This window comes from Tessaracoccus luoxuelianae, from assembly GCF_054483915.1.
This window is the reverse complement of sequence record NZ_CM137013.1, coordinates 3,335,902-3,356,180: the sequence shown is the minus strand read 5'-3', so window position 1 is coordinate 3,356,180 and position 20,279 is coordinate 3,335,902. Positions and strand designations below refer to the sequence as shown.

17 protein-coding genes are annotated in these 20,279 nt (G+C 69.1%); 9 read left to right on the top strand and 8 right to left on the bottom strand.

The genetic code is table 11. From position 1 onward, the window contains the following. Positions 1-123 precede the first annotated feature (123 nt). Complete coding sequence (locus ACX1D1_RS15500; protein WP_459055334.1) at positions 124-1,230, top strand: YihY/virulence factor BrkB family protein; 1,107 nt, start codon at positions 124-126, stop codon at positions 1,228-1,230. Between the two features lie 71 nt (positions 1,231-1,301). Further along, a complete protein-coding gene (gene alr / locus ACX1D1_RS15495; RefSeq protein ID WP_459055333.1) occupies positions 1,302-2,417 on the top strand; it encodes an alanine racemase in 1,116 nt (371 codons plus the stop codon). A gap of 3 nt (positions 2,418-2,420) precedes the next feature. Here alr and ACX1D1_RS15490 read toward each other — a convergent pair whose 3' ends face one another. Continuing rightward, positions 2,421-3,107 carry a hypothetical protein gene (locus ACX1D1_RS15490; protein WP_459055332.1) on the bottom strand — a complete coding sequence of 229 codons (687 nt, stop codon included), beginning with the start codon at positions 3,105-3,107 and terminating at the stop codon, positions 2,421-2,423. An 88-nt stretch (positions 3,108-3,195) separates the two neighbouring features. Between ACX1D1_RS15490 and aat the strand changes: the two genes are divergently transcribed. From aat to pheA, 4 genes are read left to right on the top strand one after another with little or no spacing between them, the layout of a single operon-like run. Next, positions 3,196-3,945 carry a leucyl/phenylalanyl-tRNA--protein transferase gene (aat, locus tag ACX1D1_RS15485; RefSeq protein WP_459055330.1) on the top strand — a complete coding sequence of 250 codons (750 nt, stop codon included), beginning with the start codon at positions 3,196-3,198 and terminating at the stop codon, positions 3,943-3,945. Then, positions 3,938-4,801: a DNA-formamidopyrimidine glycosylase family protein gene (locus ACX1D1_RS15480; protein ID WP_459055328.1), complete on the top strand. Its 864-nt coding sequence runs from the start codon at positions 3,938-3,940 to the stop codon at positions 4,799-4,801. The genes aat and ACX1D1_RS15480 overlap by 8 nt, the downstream gene beginning before the upstream one ends. Before the next feature lie 29 nt (positions 4,802-4,830). Further along, positions 4,831-5,643, top strand: a complete 813-nt coding sequence (locus tag ACX1D1_RS15475) for a DUF1206 domain-containing protein (RefSeq protein WP_459055326.1) — start codon at positions 4,831-4,833, stop codon at positions 5,641-5,643. A 43-nt stretch (positions 5,644-5,686) separates the two neighbouring features. Then, positions 5,687-6,586 carry a prephenate dehydratase gene (gene pheA / locus ACX1D1_RS15470; protein ID WP_459055324.1) on the top strand — a complete coding sequence of 300 codons (900 nt, stop codon included), beginning with the start codon at positions 5,687-5,689 and terminating at the stop codon, positions 6,584-6,586. A gap of 118 nt (positions 6,587-6,704) precedes the next feature. On the opposite strand, the gene ACX1D1_RS15465 is transcribed toward pheA, so the two are convergent. The 3 genes from ACX1D1_RS15465 to ACX1D1_RS15455 all read right to left on the bottom strand — a co-directional run bounded on the left by ACX1D1_RS15465 (position 6,705) and on the right by ACX1D1_RS15455 (position 11,004). Continuing rightward, entirely contained in the window at positions 6,705-8,015 is a 1,311-nt protein-coding gene (locus ACX1D1_RS15465) for a DDE-type integrase/transposase/recombinase (RefSeq protein ID WP_459055322.1), read from the bottom strand. Positions 8,016-8,199: 184 nt separating this feature from the next. Next, complete coding sequence (locus ACX1D1_RS15460) at positions 8,200-9,744, bottom strand: bifunctional phosphatase PAP2/diacylglycerol kinase family protein (RefSeq protein WP_459055321.1); 1,545 nt, start codon at positions 9,742-9,744, stop codon at positions 8,200-8,202. 54 nt (positions 9,745-9,798) lie between these two features. After that, entirely contained in the window at positions 9,799-11,004 is a 1,206-nt protein-coding gene (locus ACX1D1_RS15455) for an MFS transporter (RefSeq protein WP_459055319.1), read from the bottom strand. Between the two features lie 216 nt (positions 11,005-11,220). On the opposite strand from ACX1D1_RS15455, the gene serS reads away from it, so the two are divergent. Both serS and ACX1D1_RS15445 read left to right on the top strand, forming a co-directional pair. Then, positions 11,221-12,495 carry a serine--tRNA ligase gene (serS, locus tag ACX1D1_RS15450; RefSeq protein ID WP_459055318.1) on the top strand — a complete coding sequence of 425 codons (1,275 nt, stop codon included), beginning with the start codon at positions 11,221-11,223 and terminating at the stop codon, positions 12,493-12,495. Between the two features lie 168 nt (positions 12,496-12,663). Continuing rightward, the gene (locus ACX1D1_RS15445; protein WP_459056602.1) at positions 12,664-13,389 is read left to right on the top strand and encodes an HAD family hydrolase; all 726 of its coding nucleotides are present in this window, start codon (positions 12,664-12,666) and stop codon (positions 13,387-13,389) included. Positions 13,390-13,421: 32 nt separating this feature from the next. Here ACX1D1_RS15445 and ACX1D1_RS15440 read toward each other — a convergent pair whose 3' ends face one another. From ACX1D1_RS15440 to argG, 4 genes are all read right to left on the bottom strand, one after another. Next, positions 13,422-15,080, bottom strand: coding sequence for an alpha-amylase family protein (locus ACX1D1_RS15440; protein WP_459055317.1), 1,659 nt, complete (start codon positions 15,078-15,080; stop codon positions 13,422-13,424). Positions 15,081-15,085: 5 nt separating this feature from the next. Then, entirely contained in the window at positions 15,086-16,042 is a 957-nt protein-coding gene (locus ACX1D1_RS15435) for a TIGR03885 family FMN-dependent LLM class oxidoreductase (protein WP_459055316.1), read from the bottom strand. Positions 16,043-16,121: 79 nt separating this feature from the next. Continuing rightward, complete coding sequence (locus ACX1D1_RS15430; protein ID WP_182798851.1) at positions 16,122-16,661, bottom strand: winged helix-turn-helix domain-containing protein; 540 nt, start codon at positions 16,659-16,661, stop codon at positions 16,122-16,124. Positions 16,662-16,983: 322 nt separating this feature from the next. Further along, on the bottom strand, positions 16,984-18,405 hold the full coding sequence (gene argG, locus ACX1D1_RS15425) for an argininosuccinate synthase (protein ID WP_459055314.1): 1,422 nt from the start codon (positions 18,403-18,405) through the stop codon (positions 16,984-16,986). Positions 18,406-18,666: 261 nt separating this feature from the next. Here argG and ACX1D1_RS15420 point away from each other — a divergent pair, with 261 nt between their 5' ends. Further along, the gene (locus ACX1D1_RS15420; protein ID WP_459055313.1) at positions 18,667-20,253 is read left to right on the top strand and encodes an FG-GAP repeat domain-containing protein; all 1,587 of its coding nucleotides are present in this window, start codon (positions 18,667-18,669) and stop codon (positions 20,251-20,253) included. Positions 20,254-20,279: the final 26 nt, after the last annotated feature.

Sequence of the window (20,279 nt, the reverse complement as noted above, 5' to 3'; positions counted from 1 at the left end):
GTTTCGGATGAACCGGATGTGGGTACGTGACCGACGGGGGTCTCCGTCGCCCCGGACAAGCAGAGACGCGCCGTGGGCCCGATGTGGCCGGCGCCGGTTGAGTAGCTGAAGGAGGGCATGCACATGTCGCCCGGTGAACGATCCACCCGAGACAGTGAGCCGGAATCTGTTGAGCAGACGAGGGAGAAGGCCGCGACCGCGCCGCACCCCGACGACCCGCGGAAGCCGGACTCCCCGTCCGACCTGCGCGGACCCTCCTGGAGGTACTCGCTGAAGCGCGCCGCGGCAGAGTTCTCCAAGGACCACGTCACCGATCTGGCCGCGAGCCTCACCTACTTCGCCGTGTTGTCGCTCTTCCCAATGCTGCTGGCGCTGGTCTCACTGCTGGGCGTCTTCGGGCAGGGGGAGCAGACGGCGCAGGGCATCAACCGGTTGATCGAGACCTATGCGCCGGCGGAGCTCTCGGATCTGCTCGGCGACACGATCACCGGCCTGGCCACGCAGGGGGGTGCGGGGCTGGCGTTGGCGACCGGCCTTGCGGGCGCGTTGTGGGCCGCGTCCGGGTACGTCGGGGCGTTCTCCCGTGCGATGAACCGGATCTACGAGGTGGAGGAAGGCAGGCCGTTCTGGAAGCACAAGCCGCAGATGCTGCTCCTGACGCTGGTTCTGGTCATCATCCTGGCCGTCATCGTCTTCGCGCTGGTGTTGTCCGGGGACATCGCACGAGACATCGGTGGGCTCATCGGTCTCGAAGACACCACCGTCCTGATCTGGGACATCGCGAAGTGGCCGGTGGTCATCGCCCTGGCGGTGGTGCTGATCGCGCTGCTGTACTACTTCACCCCCAACGTGAAGCAGCCCAGGTTCCGCTGGATCAGCATCGGCGCGTTGGTCGCGCTATTCGTGGCCGCCTTGGCGGTGGTCGGTTTCTCGGTGTACGTGTCCAACTTCGCCTCCTACAACGCCACCTACGGGGTCATCGGTTCGGTCATCGTGCTCCTCCTCGGCCTGTGGATCATCAACAACGTCCTGCTCTTCGGCGCGGAGATCGACGCGGAGATCGAGCGGGGGCGCCAACTCCAGGCAGGGATCGAGGCCGAGGAGACCATCAAGCTGCCGCCGCGCGACACCAGGGCCTCGGAGAAGCTCTCCGACAAGCACGGCGAACTCGTCAGCCGCGGCAGAGAGCTGCGGGTCGAGCGGGGGAGGGACCACTCCCAGGACGAGTGAGGCCGGATCCACGTGTCGGGTCCTGGGCCCGAGAGTACGACCGCGACACCGACAGTGAAACACTTGTTGCCATGCCCTCGCCCACCCGGTTCCACGTCGACCTCGACGCCCTGCACGCCAACCTCGCCGTCGCCCGCGACCTGGCGGGCGGGCGGAAGGTCCTGGCGGCGGTCAAGGCGAACGCGTACGGACATGGACTCGTGGAGGTGTCGCGGAGCATCCAACAGCGGGGAAGCGCGGACTGGCTCGGGGTGGCCCTCACGACGGAGGCGCAGGCCCTGCGTGACGGCGGAGTGACCCTCCCCATCCTCAAGTTCACCCCCACCCTGGCCGAGGACCTGCCGGAGGCCATCGCCGCGGGCGTGACGCTGTCCGTCGGGGACTCCCGCTCCGTGGACGAGGCACAGGCGGCTGCCCTGGCGGCGGGGGCCACCGTCGACGTGCACCTCAAGATCGACACCGGGATGCGGCGCGTGGGCGTCGACCCGGGAGACGCCGTCGCGCTGGCGGAGAGGCTGGCCGCGTCGTCGCGCCTGAGAGTCGGGGGCATCTTCACGCACCTCCCGGTCAGCGACGTGGCGCCAGGAGAGGAGTTCACCCGCGGCCAGCTGGCGCTCTTCGAGGCGACGGTGGCGCGGGTCGAGGAGGTGGTGGGCCCCGTCGAACTGCTGCACGCGGCCAACTCCGGGGCGGTCCTCGGTCACGACCTCGGCCGCACCACCATGGTGCGCCCCGGGATCATGATCTACGGCTCCTACCCTGACGCCGCCACGCCCCCCACCCGGTCGCTGCGCGATGTGGGCCGCTGGACCTCCCGCGTGAGCTTCCTCAAGCGGATCGCGGCGGGGGAGACGGTGGGATACGGGCGTACCTGGACCGCCCCCCGCGACACCTGGGTGGCCACGGTGGCAGTCGGCTATGGCGACGGGTACTCGCGGCTGCAGTCATCGCGGGGCCGGATGCTGATCGACGGCCGCTCGTACCCGATCATCGGGCGCGTGTGCATGGACCAGACGATGCTGGACCTCGGTCCCGAGGAGCCGACCGTGGGGGTGGGCGACGAGGTGGTCCTGATGGGCAGCAGCGGCGGCGAGCGCATCGGCGTGGAGGAGATCGCCCAGCTGATGGGCACCATCACCTACGAGGTGACCTGCCTGATCACCGCCCGCGTCCCCCGGACCTACTGACCGCTACTCGGCGGGCGTGCCCTCGGCGCGGCTACGGGGCTGCTTCGGCCGCCTGCTGGGGAACTCATTCATGGCATGAATGCCGATGCTCCGGGTGCTCCACCCGTCGACGGCGGCGCCCACGCCACCACCCACGAACGGAATCCCGCGCAGCGCCCGCACACCAAGGCGCTTCCCGCTGACCTGATACAGCACCCGGTCCAGCAGCGCCCGCGACACCTGCCCGTCGAGCCGCGCGTCGAACACCGGCGCCGTGGCTACCACGAGCGGCGAGCTGGGCAGCACGCCCTTGCTCACTAGGTCCGCCATGGTGGACGGGCCGAGCATGACCATGAGGATGGCGGTGCGGACGCGCGGATCGCTGAGCTCATAGCCGCGCAGGTGCGCGATGCCCGCCACCAGCCTGGCCTGGAGGAACGTGGCTGCGGCGATGTTGGCCGGCACCGCCACCAGGGCCACGAAGAACCCACCCCAGTTCGTCACGAAGCCCTGGCCGCCGGCCATGGCGACGTGCTGGTTGATCATCCAGGAGATGGCCGACTCGGCGTCCGAGCGCTGCGCCAGCAGCTGCTTGGCGGCGTGTTTGGCGCCCGGCAGCTTGCCCTTGCCGTCGATGGCCAGCTGCAGGAGCTCATGGAGGACGTCGGCGGTGAAGTTCTCGGCTACCGCCACGACGTTTTGATCACTCATCAGCACACCCCTCTCTGCCCCAAGCGTCGCACACGCCCGCAAGCGCGTCGACCCTGGAAATGTCCCTAGGGGCTGCCAGACTGGGGGGATGCTGGGCGCCACGTTCGGCCGGCCCGAGGAGTGGCCGAGCCAAGATCTCATCGGATACTCCGAGGAGTTCGGCGCCGGTCTGGCGCTCGAGGCCTACGCGTGCGGCGTGTTCCCGATGCCGATCTACCACGACGGGGACGAGATGGGCTGGTGGTCGCCGATGCAGCGCGGGCTGTTGCCCATCCGCGGCCTCCACGTCACCAGGTCGCTCAGGAAGTCAGCCAAGCGCTACACCACGACGGTGGACCAGGCCTTCGGAGACGTGCTGGAAGCGTGCGCGGACCCGTCGCGCGACGGCGGATGGATCGACGCGCGGGTCGAGGAGGCCTACACCACGCTTCACGAGAAGGGGTGGGTGCACTCCGTCGAGACGTGGGACGCGGACGGGCGGCTGGTCGGAGGGCTGTACGGCGTCCACGTCGGCGGCGTTTTCGCGGGGGAGTCGATGTTCCACCATCGCGAGCGGGGGCGGGATGCGTCGAAGGTGGCGCTGCTGCGCCTCGCCGTCGAGCTGGCGGACGCGGGCGTAGCGCTGCTGGACGTGCAGTGGCTGACCGAGCACCTCGGGTCGCTCGGCGCCTACGAGGTGCCACGGGAGGAGTATCTGGGGCGGCTGAGTGTGGCACTGGAGCTTCCCCGGTTGTCGTGGCGGCCACGGGAGGCCATGGACGGGGCGGAGTTGCTGAAGTCCTGGGACGTGGTGCGCTCGGCGGGCACACTGTCTGGGAGAGGAGGCGCCGATGCCTGAGCTGCCGGAGGTGGCCGCCCTGGCGGCCGCGCTCGACGAGAGGCTGCGCGGCCGCGTGATCGCCGCGGGCCACCTGGTGTCCTTCGCAGCACTGAAGACGTTCCGGCTCCCGCTGGAGGCGCTGGCCGGGCTGGAGGTGGCCGGAGTCTCCCGCCACGGTAAGTTCGTCGACGTGGACGCGCAGGGTGTCCACCTCATCTTCCACCTCGCCCGCGCGGGCTGGGTCACCTGGCACGACGAGGCCCCGCCGGTCCCGGCGAGGCCGGGCAAGTCCGGGCTGGCGCTGCGCATCGTCCTCGACGACGGCTCGGGTTTCAGCGTGACGGAGGCCGGCACCCAGAAGCATCTGGCGCTCTACGTGGTGGAGAGCCCCGAGGAGGTGCCGGGGGTCGCGGCGCTGGGTCCAGACCCGCTGAGCCCCGAGTTCACCGTCGATGACTTCCGGGCCGTGCTCGCCGCTGCGGGTCGCTCCCAGCTCAAAGGGGTTCTGCGTGATCAGAAGATTCTGGCGGGGATCGGAAACGCCTACAGCGACGAGATCCTGCACGCCGCCAGGCTGAGTCCCTTCAAGCCCGCCAACAGCCTCGACGAGGTGGCCTCGGCTGAGCTCTTCGGGCACCTTCGTGACGTGCTGGGCCAGGCTGTCGCGGCGGCCGCCCAGGTGCCGATCGCGCAGCTCAAGGACGCCAAGCGCGCCGGGATGCGGGTCCATGGGCGCGCGGGCGAAAAGTGCGAGGTGTGTGGCTCGACCATCGCCGAGGTGTCGTTCGCCGACTCGTCGCTGCAGTACTGCCCCGGCTGTCAGACCGGTGGGAAGCCGCTGGCGGACCGCCGGATGTCAAAACTCCTCAAGTAGCACTCTCCCCGGCGCCCTACGATGAGGAGATGAGCGACGGCGGAGTCATCGGCGACATCCAAGACAAGGCCAAGGACGTCGAGCAGCATCCCGTCGCGGCGTGGGTCGCCGGAGCAGGACACGTCGTCAACGGAGTGGTGCACGCCATCATCGGGGCCATCGCCATCGGGATCGCCCAGGGGGCCGGGGGATCCGCGGACCAGTCCGGCGCGATGCGGGCGATCAAGGCCAATCCGATGGGCGAGGCCGCGCTGTGGCTGGTCGCCGGGGCGCTGTTCGCGCTGGCCGTCTATTCGCTGGCGGTCGCCGTCGGTGAGGTGACGCGGGAGAAGCGGGACGCGGCCAAGAGCGTTGGCCGGGCGGTGATGTACGCGGTGGTGGGCTCGGCGGCGCTGGTCTACGCCATGGGTGGAACGGCGGACGGTGAAGAGACCACCGAATCGCTCAGCGCCGAGTTGCTGCAGAGTTGGTGGGGCTCGTCGCTGCTGGTGCTGGCCGGCGTGGTGATCGCCGTGATCGGTGCGGCAATGATGGCTAAGGGCATCACGCGCTCGTTCCTCGAGGATGTTGTGCTTCCTCCGCGGTTCCGCCTGGGGTTCACGGCGCTGGGCATCGGCGGATACCTCGCGAAGGGGCTCGCGGTGGTGATCGTGGGCGTGTTGTTCGTGGTGGCGGTCTTCACCCGGGATGCGTCGGACACCGGCGGCCTCGACGGCGCGCTGAAGTCGCTCGCGGGCGTCCCGGGCGGCCAGGTGGTGCTCATCGCCATCGGGGTGGGTCTGATCCTCTACGGCGTCTACTGCATCGCGAGGGCGAGGACCACGGCGCGTAAGGGTCGCTGACGGCTCCGTCGTCGCCGTCGGCCGATGGCCTACCCTGAGGGGCGTGCTCGGATACTTCGGCCCCGCGGGGACCTTCACCCATCAGGCGTTGCGCACCATCACCGACGATGACGCGCTCGCGTTCGCCAGCGTCCGCGAGGCGCTCGACGCGGTGCGGCTGGGCCACGTGCGCGGCGCCGTAGTGCCCATCGAGAACTCCGTCGAGGGCGGGGTCTCGGCCACCCTCGATGAGCTGATCGCCGGCGCCCCGCTCGCCATCCGCGGCGAGATCGTCATCCCCGTCGAGTTCGGTCTCTACGTCCGCCCCGGGACCAGGATGGACGAGGTGCAGCAGGTGCTGACGCACGGCCATGCCGCTGCCCAGTGCCGCGACTGGCTGGGGGTGATGGTGCCTCAGGCGCACATCACCGAGGCAGGTTCGACGGCGGGCGCCGCGGCCGAGGTCGCGCGCCCGGAGTCTCGCTACGACGCCGCGGTGTGCGCGAGGGTCGCGGGTGAGCTGTACGGGCTGGAGGAACTGGCCTACCAGATCGAGGACAACCCCGGGGCGGTGACCCGGTTCGTCGAGGTGGGTGTCGCGGGACCGGTCCCCGAGCGCACCGGCGCGGACAAGACCACTCTGGTGGCCTACATGCGCGAGGACCACGCGGGCGCTCTGCTGGAGATCCTGGAGCAGTTCGCGGTACGCGGGGTGAACCTCAGCCGGATCGAGTCGCGGCCCACGAAGACGACGCTCGGCTCCTACTGCTTCTCGATCGACGTGGAGGGACACCTGCACGACAAGCGGGTCGAGGAGGCGATGGAGGGTCTGCACCGGGTCTGCCCCACGGTGCACTTCCTCGGGTCCTACCCGCGCGCGGATAAGGCCCGCCCCGTCGTCGGCCACGGGTTCACCGACGAGGAGTTCGACGCCGCCGCGAAGTGGATCCGCAGCCTCGGCTGACCCTCGCGGCTGAGCAGGGGGAGGCGCCTTCCAGCTAAATGTCATGCTGAGTGTCGACTACGACTCTGTCATGTCTCAGGCCTTCGTAGACAGTCCTGTCTCACCGGGTCGTTGACGGTTATGTCTCACTGGTGTCGGGTCGCCAGGGTCGGATTGTGAGCAGTTTAACGGTGCCGGGGGGGACGGTGCCGGGGTGGGACACGTGACCGAGGAACACGCCGTCGGGGTCGAAGATCTCGATGGTGGTGGCGTCGAACATGACGTGCAGGGTTTGGCCGGCGAGTCGTTTGCTGACGTAGATCTTGGCGCGACAGATGTGGATACGGCCGTCGGTTGCGACGCGCCGGTCGGCCCATCGGGCCGTGTCGGAGGGGTCGGTGGGGGTGCGTTCGCCCATCATGCGGCGAGCGGCACCGGAACGGACAGTTCTCCGGCCGGGGTCGCGGGTCGGGGCCACGACCGGCGGCGCCACCTCCGGCGTGGGTGGGCCGGGCACGGCTTTCGCTTTGGCCTGGTAGGCCTCGGCTGGGGTCTGATCCGGGTCGAGTGCCTGATGCGCCCGCTGGGTGTTGTAGTACTCGTCGAACTCGTCAACGAGCTCAGCGAGCCGCTGCGCGGTGCGGATCGGGCGGTGGGCGTCGAGGAACTTCTGGATGGTTCGGTGCAGCCGCTCATTCTTGCCCTGGGTGGTGGGTTTGCCGGGACGGCCGGTGATCGGTGCGACGCCTTGATGGCGCAGGTAGACCTGCAGCTGTGAGGTTCCGCCGCGTCGGGCCTGGTTGAACGCCGTGCCGTTGTCGGTCAGGAACCTCGCGGGTGCGCCATGACGGCCGATGGCGGCGGCGACCACGGTGATCGCCGCCTCGCTGGTCTCCGACCGCGCCACGAGGGAGGCCAGGATGAACCGCGAGTGGTCGTCCTCGACCTGCAGCACGCACCGCTTCGACCCGGCCTCGTCATCGAGGCGGTACTCGAACCCGTCGAGTTGCCAGCAGCCATTGGGATCGGGGTACCGGAACCGGCGGTAGGACGCCCTGGGGCGTTTCGCCGGCTCGGGCGTGACCACCCCGTGACGGGTGAAGATCCTCGCCAGCGTGGCCCGTGACGGCGGCGTCACACCTTGCCGGCGCATCACTGCCGCCACCGACAACGGTCCATGATCCCAGCCAGCCCGCTTCAGATCGGCCCGGACCTGCAAAGCCAGCACTTCCAGCTCGTCGCTGGTGCGTCGCGTCACCGACCTGGCCACCGGCTGCCGGGCAGTGACCGCGGCAAGCTTGCCCTCGGTCTGCGCCCGCGACCTCACCTTGTAGAACTCGGCCCTCGAAATCCCGTGCTCACGACAGAACCGAGTGACCTCACCCCGACGAGGCTGGTCAGGGAAATTGATGATCAGGTGACGAACACGAACGTCGATACGGGCAGCCATGCCGATGACCCTCGCCGCCGACCACCGCGCCAGGGCGATCGTCCACGAAGGCGTGAGACCGAACCGTCAACACCCACCGTCCACGAAGGTTGAGACACATCTGTCAACGAAGCACTGAGACAGCACCGTCTACGAAGGTATGAGACTTCGCAGTGTCGACTACGACTCTGAGCCTGACAATTAGCTATTTCTGAGTTGGGCCAGCCGGCAGGACCACCCGCACCGCGGCCGGCACAACGTCGAAGCGGATCCTCCGCACCGTCCCCACCACGTCGCCGTCCACCTGGCACAGCACCGGCTCGGCGTACTCCGCCGTCACGCTCCGAGCGTCGAACCGGTCCAGGAGCGGCTCCTCCGATGCCTGCCTGAGCACCCCACCGATCATGCGTGCCACGTCGCCTGCCGTCCGCGGCGACGCGACCAGCACCTCCAGCGATCCGTCGTGCGCGCTCGCCGCGGGCATCAGTGACACCCCCGGGTACAGGTCGCCCACGTTGCCCACCTCCACCAGCGACGCGTCCCGCTCCAAGGGCTCCCCGCCGTCGACGGTGAGCCTCAGCGACACCGGCCGTGCCCTGATATGGCTGATCCCCGCCCACACGTAGGCCGCGGGCCCAAGCGCGCGCTTGAGGGCCTCGTCGGTGTCGTGGAGGACGGCGGCATCCGCGCCGAGCCCCACCATCACCGCCGCGACACCCGCGACGCCGCCGTCGAGGTCCTCGTAGCGCATCAGGTCCATGTCCTGTGCCTCGCCCGTGAGCGCCAGCGCGATCGCCCGTCCTGCGTCGCGCGGCACGCCCAGGTTGCGGGCGAGCAGGTTGCCGGTGCCGGAGGGGAGGATGGCCACGGGCACCGCGCTGCCTGCCAGCGCGGCGCACACCTCACGGACGGTGCCGTCGCCACCGACGACGAGCACCAGGTCCGCCTCCGATTCGAGCGCGGCCCGCGCCATGCCCCCACCGGGATCGTGCTCGGTGGTGGCCAACCAGATCGGCGGCTCCCAGCCGTGCACTTCCGTCTCGTGCCCGACGAGGCGGTGCAGCACGGCGAGGTCGCGCACCTTCGTCGGGTTGTACACCACGACCAGACGGCCTGGCCCTGTGTGGGCGGGAGGCACGGGAAGCATGTGCACGTCCGCGATCAGGCATGCCAGTGAGGCGACGAAGCCGCCGAACAGGAATCCCCCCACCACGTCGGTGACGAAGTGGGCGCCGAGGAGCAGCCGGTCCGCCGCCACCACCAGGACCGTCGCGGCGCCCACCGCGCGCGCAGCCAGCACGACCCTGCGGGGCCGCCGCGTGATGGTGGTGAGGATGCCCAGGAGCATCGCCGCGACAGTCGCGGCGACGGTGTGCGCCGACGGGTAGCTCAGCGGGTCGCTGCTGACCAGGTAGTCCCAGGGGCTGTCCGGACGGTCGCGGCCGACGGTGAGCTTGAGCAGCGCCGTGCCGACGACCGCCAGCGCAACCGCGATGAGGATGGCCCGGGCGATGGCAAGGAACTGTCGCCGGGACGCCCACCAGGACGTGACGAGCAGGGCGGGGTAGACGAGGGTGGGCGCGGTGATGAACGCCACCGCGGCAGCCGCCTGTCCCAGCACCGACCGGTCAGGGACGGGGGCGTGCGGCCAGAGGTCGTCGACGAAGGTGGGCAGCAGCACCGTCCACAGCAGGAAGGCGGCCCCGAAGGACAGTGTCGCCGCGACCGTCACCGGCGACCGTCGCATCATGGGTCAGATTCTTCCACCGCGCGCCGGGCTGGGGGCGGGGCGCGGTGGGCTCGGTCAGGTTCGGGCCCGCCAGGGTCGTCCTCGCACGAACAACCAGGGCACCACGGCCGCGCCCATGACGATGCCGGTGACGGCGAAGGCCCAGCCGAAGCCGACGGCGTCGGCGATGGCCCCGGCCACCAAGGTGCCGGCGATGGATCCGAGATCCATGGACATCGAATAGGTCGACAGGGCCTGGCCACCGCTGCGGTTGGAGCCGATGATGTCCGCCATCAGGGCCTGCGAGGCGGGCGCGATGAACGCGGCCCCGGCCCCGGCCAGCGCTGAGAGGGCGAGGAAGATCCACAGGTTGTCCACCCAGCCGAAAAAGACCGTGGCCAGCGCGGACACGGCGAGCCCCACCACCAGGAACGGCCGGCGCCCCACCCGGTCCACGAGGCGGCCGGTGGCCTGCTGGGTGACGGCGTTGCCGAGCGCGAAGAGGGTGAGCGCGATCCCGGCGGCCTGGGTGCCGATGGTGGGGATGGCCGCGGCCATCAGCGGCAGCAGCGCGATCCGCACCCCGAAGTTCGACCAGCCGTGCGCGAAGCCGGTGACCAGCAGCGCCCGGTAGTAGGGCAGGCCGATGGCCTCCGCGAGGGAGAGGGTGTCGCGGGCTTCCCCGTCGACGGGGCGGCCTCCGGTGCCGCCGCGCAGGAAGACCACCACCACCGCGGCCGCGGTGAACACCGCGCCGGCATAGATGAAGAACGGGATCCGCAGACCCAGCCCCTGCATGGCGGAGCCCAGGATGGGGCCGAAGATGCTGCCGAGCAGGAATGCGGTGCCGTAGAGGGACGACGTGTGCCCGCGCTGGGCGGGGGGAGACAACCGCACCAGCAGCGCCATCGCCGAGACGGTGAACATCACCGACCCCATGCCGCCGATGCCCCGGAACACCAACAGCCACCAGAAGTTGGTGGCGAGGCCGCTGAGCACGCTGGAGGTGCCCACGACGAGCAGGCCGACGATGTAGACCCGCCGCTCCCCGAGCTTGTTGACCAGGGCGCCGCCGGCTGGGGCGAACAGTAGCCTGACGAGGGCGAAGACCGACACGATCGACGACGCGGCCATCAGCCCGACGTCGAAGGAGCGGGCGAACTGGGGGAGGATGGGGGCGACGATGCCGAAGCCGAGCGCGATGATCATCGCGGCGGCGACCAGCACCCAGATCTCGGCGGAGATCGGTTCCCGTCGCCCCGTCGCCTGCCCGTCCTTCACCCACCCACCCTATGCGACCCGTGGCCTGGGGCCGGGGCCGGGGTTGAGGGGTTTGAGCAAATGGCAGGGGTCACGGAGGCCCTCCTGCGGGGGCCGAGCGTGGGCCTCGCCGTGAACCCTGCCATTTGCTCAAACCCCCTCACCCACGCCAGTTCCGCACCCCGCAGGGGCAATGGCCGGCGGGTGGTGGGGGCCGAACTCGGTAAGGTTGGGGCCATGATCGATCCCAAGTGGCTCCGCACGGATCCAGACCGCATCCGACGCTCCCAGGCCGCACGCGGCGCCTCGGTCGAGCTCGTCGATGACCTGATCGCAGCCGACGAGGCCCGCCGCTCCACCATCCTCACCTACGAGACCCTGCGCGCCGAGCAGAAGGGCCTCGGCAAGGAGGTGGCCAAGGCTAAGGGAGAGGAGCGTGCGGCACTGCTTCAACGCACCGGGCAGCTGGCCGCGGACGTGAAGGCGGCCCAGGCCTCCGTCGACACCACGGAGGCCCACTTCACCACCCTGATGAAGCAGCTCGGCAACCTGGTCCTCGACGGCGTCCCCGAGGGCGGCGAGGACGAGGGCGTGGTGCTGGAGACCATCGGCATGCCACGAGACTTCGCCGCGGAGGGCTTCACGCCCAAGGACCACCTGGAGATCGGTGAGCTCCTGGGCGCCATCGACATGGAGCGCGGCACGAAGATCTCCGGGTCGCGGTTCTACGTGCTCACCGGCATCGGTGCGCAGCTGGAGCTGGCGCTGCTGAACCTCGCCATGACGAAGGCGGCGGAGTGGGGCTTCACGGCGATGATCCCGCCGGCGCTGGTGAAGCCGTCGGCCATGGAGGGCACGGGCTTCCTGGGCCAGGCGGCCCAGGACGTCTACCATCTTCCCGCCGACGACCTCTACCTCGTCGGCACCTCCGAGGTTGCGCTGGCCGCCTATCACTCGGGCGAGATCCTCGACGGCGCTACCCTGCCCCGGCAGTACGTCGCGTACTCGCCGTGCTTCCGTCGCGAGGCCGGCTCCTACGGCAAGGACACGCGCGGCATCTTCCGCGTGCACTGGTTCGACAAGGTGGAGATGTTCGTCCACTGTGATCCGGCGGATGCGGAGGAGTGGCACCAGAAGCTGCTCGGCTTCGAGAAGGATTTCCTCAACCTGCTGGAGGTGCCGTTCCAGGTGCTCGACGTGGCCTCGGGGGATCTCGGCCTGTCGGCGGCCCGCAAGTTCGACTGCTACGCCTGGCTGCCCACGCAGCAGCGCTACCGGGAGGTCACCTCCACGTCCAACTGCACCGAATTCCAGGCCCGGCGTCTCGGGATCCGTGGGCGGTTCGACGACGGGGTGCGCCCCGTCGCCACCCTCAACGGCACGCTGTGTGCGATGACCCGCATCATCATCATGCTGCTGGAGAACCACCAGCAGGCCGACGGCTCGGTGCGCGTCCCCGAGGCGCTGCGCCCCTACCTGGGCGGCCGTGAGGCGCTCGTCCCGCCGGCTTAGCTCACCCGTCGTTCGGCCGGAGGTCACCGGCCGTTCACGCGGATCTGGCAGGCTCACGGGACGCCCGGCCCGCCGGAGCCAGACAAGAGAGGTAACGCGTTGACGCAGTTCAGCCCCCAACTGGTGGCGCTCGACATCGACGGCACGCTCGTCGACCCGTTCGGCGACATGCCGCCGGAGGTGCGGGCCGCCGTACGCAGGGTGGTTGACGCCGGCGTGCCGGTGGTCCTGTCGACGGGTCGGTCCTGGATCTCCACCGAGATCATCCACACCCACCTGGACCTCCCGCCCGGCTGGGCGGTGACGTCCAACGGCGCCATGGTGGTCACCCACCCGCCCTTCGAGGTGCGCCACGAGACGCGCTTCGACCCCCGCGAGACGGTCCACAGGGTCGCAGAGTTGGCTCCCAGCGCCTGCATCGCGGTCCAGGACGGGCTGCACTGGCGGGTCAACCGCCCGTTCCCCGACGGCGAGCTGCAGGGGGATGTGGCGATCGAGAGCATCGAGGAGCTGGCGTCGCGGGAGGTGTCGCGCGTCATCGTGCGCGACCCCCACAGCTCCGAGGAGGTGTTCAACGGCATGGTCAGCCAGCTCGGGCTGCACGAGGTGGCCTACTTCATCGGCTGGTCGGCGTGGCTGGACATCGCCCCGAAGGGCGTGGACAAGGCCCACGGGCTGCAGATCGTGTGCGACGAGCTGGGCATCGCCCCGGCTGACGTGTTGGCCATCGGAGACGGCCGCAACGACATCGAGATGCTGGAATGGGCGGGGCGTGGCGTGGCGATGGGCGACGCCCCCGATGTGGTCAAGGAGTCCGCGGACGCCGTCACGGGCAACTTCGCGGACCTCGGCACGGTCGACGAGCTTGCCCGCTGGTTCCCCGGCCTTCCCTGAGGGCCGACCCGCCGTAGGCGCGTGGGGCCGCCTCAGAGAGGGGGGCGCCGCACGCGGAACCAGCGGTAGCCGTACCCCTCCAGGGTGACCGACAGGGCGCCGTCGTGCACCACCGTCGCGTCGCCGTCGAGCAGGTCCTCCACCACGTCGTCGTCCCCGAGGACGTCCGGCAGCGACACCGACACTGGATCAGGGGAGAAGTTGTGCACCGCCACCGCCGCAGACCCCTCCAGCGACACCCGGTGCGCCAACACCGCTCGCGCCTCCGTCGGGATCACCGAGAACTCTCCCCATCCCAGCTCCGGCCGACGGCGCCGCACGCCGATCAGCGTCCGCAGGAACGCCCACAGCGAGTCCGGATCGTGCTCCTGGTCCGCGAAGTTGACGTGTTCGGGCCCGTATCCGTCGGGCGCGACCCGCTGGATCAGCCTGCCCGGGGCCGCCGTCGAGAAGTCGCCGTTGCGGCCGGGCCCCCACTGCATGGGGGTGCGCACCGCCATCCGGCCGGGCGCCTCAAGGTCTTCGCCCATCCCGATCTCCTCGCCGTAGTACAGGGTGGGGGTGCCGGGCAGGGAGAACATCAGGCTGTAGGCCATCCGCACGCGGCGCGGGTCACCGCCCAGCATCGGTGGCAACCGCCGCTTGAGCCCGCGACCGTAGACCTGCATCGACGGCTCCGGCCCGAACGCGTCGAACACCTCCTGGCGCTCGGAATCCGTGAGCTTGTCCAGGGTCAGCTCATCGTGGTTGCGCAGGAACGTGGCCCACTGGCAGGTGGGGTGGATCGTCGGCCGGGTCGCGAGCGCCTTGATCAGCGGCCGCGGGTCCTCGCGGGCCAGCGAGAGGTAGGTGGCCTGCATGGCGATGAAGTCGAACATCATCTGCAGTTCGTCACCGGCGTCGCCGCCGAAGAACTTCCGCTGCTCCGCGTGTGGGACGTTGACCTCGCCCAGCAGCATCGCGTGGCCCTTGCGGCGCTGCATGAAGGCGCGCAGCTGCTTGATCACGTCGTGAGGGTCCACCGGCATCGTCCGCGTGCCGGTGTTGTCCGCGTTCTGCAGGAGGAAGGGGACGGCGTCCACGCGGAAGCCGTCGATGCCGAGCTCCAGCCAGAAGCCGACGGTGCGCAGGATCTCGTCCATCACCGCAGGGTTGGCCAGGTTGAGGTCCGGCTGATGTGCATAGAAGTGGTGCAGGTACCACTCGCCGGTGCGATCGTCCTTCGCCCAGATGCTGTCCTCCTCGTCCGGGAAGACCACCTCGGCGGAGGTGTCGCCGGGATCGGTGTCGCGCCAAACGTAGTAGTCGCGGTAGGGATTCGAGGTGCTGCGCCGCGACGCGACGAACCAGGGGTGCTGGTCCGAGGTGTGGTTGACGATGAGGTCCGCGATGACGCGGATGCCGCGGTCGTGTGCGGTGCGGATGACCTCGACGAGCTCGCCGTGGTTGCCGAGCCGCGGGTCGACGCCGTAGAAGTCCTTGACGTCGTAGCCGTCGTCGCGGTCCGGGGAGGGGTAGAACGGCATGAGCCACAGGCAGGTGATGCCGAGTTGGGCGAGGTAGTCGATGCGTTGTGAGAGGCCGCCGAGGTCTCCCACCCCGTCGCCGTTGGAATCAAGGAAAGTCTCGATGTCCAGGCAGTAGACCACTGCGCTCTTCCACCACAGGTCGCTGGTGTCGGTGATCCTCATCCTCGTCACCGGACCTTGGGGAGGACGTGCGCGCCGAACACGTCGAGGTAATCGGACTGGTCCTGGCCCACGTAGTGCAGGTAGATGTCGTCGAACCCGAGGTCTGCGTATTCGCGGATCCACGCGACGTGCTGGTCCAGGTCCGGCGAGATGCGCACCACGTCGCGCACCGACTCCAGGGTGACGTGCTCCGAGGCCGCGTCGAAGCCTTCGACGGTGGCGATGTCCCAGGCGAGCGGCTCGCCCAGCACGTTCGAGCGCCATTGGTCGAAGGCGATCCGTTCGGCCTCCTCCATGGTGGGTGCCCACGACAGATGAAGCTGAAGCGCCACCGGTCCGCGCCCGCCCGCCCCTCGGTAGGCCGCGATCACCTCGCGCAGGACCTCCACGTCCTGGTTGACGGTGATGAGCCCGTCCGCCCAGGCCGCGGCCCTCGCAGCGGAGGCCGCCGAGACGGCCGGGACCAGCAGCGACGGCGGCTCCTCAGGACGGTCCCACACCTTCGCGCGGTCGACGGTGATCAGGCCGCTGTGGCTGACCTCCTCGCCGTCGAGGAGGCGGCGGATCACATCGACGCACTCCTCGAGGCGCGCGACCCGCTCGTCCTTGGCGGGCCATCGGTCCCCGGTGATGGACTCGTTCATGGCCTCGCCACTAGCCAGGGCCGTCCAGAAGCGCCCCGGGAACATCTGCGCGAGCGTGCCGATCTTCTGCGCCACGACGGCTGGGTGGTAGCGCTGGCCTGGCGCGCAGACGCACCCGAACTCCAGGCCGGTGGTCGCCAGGGCGGCACCGAGCCAGGACCAGGTGTAGCCGGAGTGTCCCTGCCGCTCTGACCACGGCTTGTAGTGGTCCGAGCACATCGCCATGTCGAAGCCGACGCGCTCGGCCTGCTGGACGTCGAGGAGCAGCTGGCACGGCGAGATCTGTTCGTGGGAGGCATGGAAGCCGATTCGGGTCATGCCCCCCACTCTCACCCGATCAGTGCGGCGGATTCAAGGATTCGCCGAAACTGATCCGAGCTTTCCGGCGACGGTGGCCTCAGGCCGCGACAACCCGCCGCGACCCTCGCAGCACGTCAGAGGCCACCGTCATCACCTCGACGGGGGTCGGAGCCGGCCGTTCTGGCCTGCGCCAGTCGAGCCCTTCCTCCTCGATCCTGCGGAGGTGACGTTTGATGGTGGAGACGGAGCAGCCGACCCTGCTGGCGATCACCACCAGCGGCAGGTTCGGATGGGCGGTGCGGAGCCGGTAGATCTCGCGCGGGTCGTACTGCCGCCCCGACCTGACCCCGACGGCCGAGTCGAAGTCCTCCGGAGCCACCTCGACGGCGAGCCGGGCACGGATCTCCTGCCGCTGGCGCCTGGTGGTGCCCGCCACGAAACCGGCGACGTCGAACTTGGTCACCGCGTCGGTGAGGCACGCGGCCAGCCGCGGGCACTGGGCGCACATCGTCTCCGCCTGCGCCCGCACCATGGCCTGTTCGCGCCGCTCGCTCCGGGAGTCTGGAGTGACCCCGTCGTCGAGTAGTGGGTGGAGGAAGACGTTTCTGTACCTCACACACTCTGTCATTTCAGCCATAGCTGCCCCTCGCTGCTGCTGCCGTCATGGGTGGAATCCCAAGCACCAACGTTGCCAATAGCCGGGCGGTGTCCCGTTCCCAGGGATGGGGGTGCCTACCTGAATAATGTGAGTAACCAGCGACGGTGAATTGAGTATGGATACTCATTTCCATCGTGTGAGGGGCCCGGACCGGGGGCGTGGGAGCGTGGTGACCAGCGAGGTAGCGCGCCTTTCACTGCACGGCTGGAGGAGTTGACTTTCGGCCACTATGAAACCGCCGCTCACCATGCCTGGGCAGGTGAGCGGCGGCTCGGGTGTCGCGGGGCGGATGTGCCCGGGGTCAGTCGGTGCCGGACTCCATGGAGGAGCTGGCGACTGCCTCGTCGACGTCGGACGGACCGGTAGCGCCGAGCTCGGCGATGGCGGCAGCGCCGCCGGCTTCGAGGCGCCCGATCAGTTCCTGGTGGCCCGACAACAGCGTCCCTTGGGCCGCGTACAGCTCCAGCTTCTCGCGCGAATCGGCGATGTCCAGGTTGCGCATGGTCAGCTGCCCGATCCGGTCCGTGGGCCCGAAGGCGGCGTCCTCGACGCGCTCCATGGACAGCTTGTGCGGCTGGTAGGAGAGGTGGGGGCCGCGCGTATCCAGGATGGTGTAGTCGTCGCCGCGGCGCAGCCGCACATCCACCTCGCCGGTGACGGCGGAGGCCACCCAGCGCTGGATGGATTCGCGCAGCATCAGCGACTGCGGGTCCAGCCAGCGGCCTTCGTACAGCAGCCGGCCGAGCTGGAGGCCCTGGGAGCGGTAGTTGGCGAGGGTGTCCTCGTTGTGGATGGCGCTGAGCAGGCGCTCGTAGGCGATCCACAGCAGCGCCATGCCGGGGGCCTCGTAGATGCCGCGGGACTTCGCCTCGATGATGCGGTTCTCGATCTGATCGCTCATCCCCAGGCCGTGGCGGCCGCCGATGGCGTTGGCCTCCATGACCAGGGCGACGGGATCGTCGAAGCGGGTGCCGTTGAGCGCGACGGGGCGGCCCAGCTCGAAGCGGACGGTCACGTCCTCGGTGGCGATGGCCACCGTCGGGTCCCAGTACTTGACGCCCATGATGGGCTCAACGGTCTCCAGCGACACGTTGAGGTCCTCGAGGGTCTTGGCCTCGTGCGTGGCGCCCCAGATGTTGGCGTCCGTGGAGTAGGCCTTCTCCTTGGAGTCGCGGTAGGGGAGCTTGCGCTCGGAGAGCCACTGGCTCATCTCGTCGCGGCCCCCGAGCTGATGGACGAACTCCTCGTCCAGCCACGGCTTGTAAATGCGCAGCTGAGGGTTGGCCATGAGGCCGTAGCGGTAGAACCGCTCGATGTCGTTGCCCTTGTAGGTGGACCCGTCGCCCCAGATGAAGACGTTGTCCTCTGCCATGGCGCGGACCAGCAGCGTGCCGGTGACGGCGCGGCCGATGGGGGTGGTGTTGAAGTACGCCCTGCCGGCCGAGCGGATGTGGAAGGCCCCGCAAGCGAGGGCGGAGAGGCCTTCCTCGACGAGGTGGGCCCGGCAGTCCACCAGCCGCGACAGCTCGGCGCCGTACTGCACCGCGCGGCCCGGCACCGAATCGATGTCAGGCTCGTCGTACTGGCCGATGTCGGCGGTGTAGGTGCAGGGCACGGCTCCGGCCTCGCGCATCCACGCGACGGCGACGGAGGTATCGAGGCCCCCGGAGAAAGCGATGCCGACGCGCTCGCCGACGGGGAGGGAAGTCAAGACTTTGGACACGGGGTCACTGTAGATGATGCATGCCTGGCGCCTCGGAAGCGTCCGGCCTGGGAATCGTCGGCGCGTGGCAGGGTCGGCGTGCTCCGCTCCTTGTTCGGCAGTTGCGTGACGCAACATTTGTGGATGCGGTGATCCGGGTGCTTGTAGCTGACAACGCTCTGAGCCGGACGGTCGCTGGTTCCGCAGCGGCTGAATCCAGGGCTGGTGCTTCACCGTCGCGCGGGGTGACACTGGCCTGAGAAGCATGAATGGTGGTGTGCCATGGGTACCCGCAATCGACTGTCGGTCAAGGCGATCGCGTCGCGTCTGGTCATCGTCGCTCTGATCCTCTTCGGTGCGGCTCCAGTTCCATCAGCGCAGGCAGCTGACCTGTTTGGCCACGATGTCTCGTGGCCTCAGTGCCCGGCGCCCGACGGCTACGGTCTCCCGATGCCCCCGTCGAGCACACAGTTCCTCATCATCGGACTCACCAAAGGGTTGGCATTCACAAAGAACCCGTGTCTCGCCAGCCAGGTCCAGTGGGTGAGGTCCCGGTCCAAGGCGGCGCACGCCTACGGCATGGCCACCTATCCGACCTCCGCCCAGCTCGCCCAGTACGGCGGTGCTGGACCCTGGCGGACGACCACCCTCGCCGCGCGGCTGAGTAACGTGGGCTACGCCGAGGCCAAACATTCCGTGGCCTACCTGTCCTCTGTCGGGTGGAGACCGCCAGTGGTGTGGATCGACGTGGAACCACGGCCCAAGCAGCCCTGGCCATCCGGCACATCGGCGAAGCGGGCACTGAACCGCGCTGTCGTCGAGGGGTTCATGCGCGGCCTCGCCGACTCCGGCTTCAGCTACGGCCTGTATTCCTACACCAACGGGTGGAACGAGATCGTCGGCTCCTGGCAGCTGCCGAACGTGCCTGTCTGGGCCACGGCCGGCCGCCTGGACTACCCCACCGAGGCTCTCGACCGGTGCACGCAGACGAGCTTCTCGCGCGGACGGGTCTTCATCTCGCAGTGGTACGACGACACCCGGGACTACAACCGCACCTGCGGCACCTACCAGTTCACGTCGTTCGGCAAGCCGCTCCCGCCCCGAACCAGCTTCCTGAACGATCTGAACGGCGACTGGAGGAACGACCTCCTGGCGCGCAGCTCCGACGGGAAGCTATGGCGCTACTCCGGTAACGAGCGGGGGCAGTTCACCCGGCAACAGATTGGCACAGGGTGGAATGTGATGAACCTCCTCGAGGTGATCGGGGACGCCAACGGCGACGGTCGCAGCGATTTCGTCGCTCGGGAGTCGTCAACCGGCACCCTCTATCTGTACCTCGGGTACGCCTATGGCGCATCCACCCGCAAGAAGATCGGAACGGGCTGGAACGGCATGGGCGACATTGCCGGCGTAGGGGATTTCAATGGGGACGGCAGGACCGACTTCGTCTCGGTCCAGAAGTCGACGGGAGAGTTGTGGCTCTACAAGGGTGACACCTACTCCCGGCAGCGAATCGGCACCGGGTGGAACGTCATGGACCTGCTCATCTCCACGGGTGATTTCAACTCCGACGGGAATCCCGACCTGCTCGCACGGGAGAGGAGCACCGGCTACCTCTGGTTCTACCCCGGTAACGGGAGCGGGTCGCTGCTCGCGCGCAGCCGGATCGGCACCGGCTGGGGCGTGATGGACAGGATCGAGGGCGTCAATGACCTGAATGGCGACCGGATCCCGGACCTCGTGGCCCGACAGAAGAGCAACGGGGTGCTGTATCTCTATCCCGGGAACGGCACCGGCAGCCTCAACGCCAGAGTGACGGTTACGCACCCTGCGGGCGGGACGTGGTCCGGGTTGAACTCCCTGGCCTGACCAACCCCGGCCCCTCGCCCGGTTGC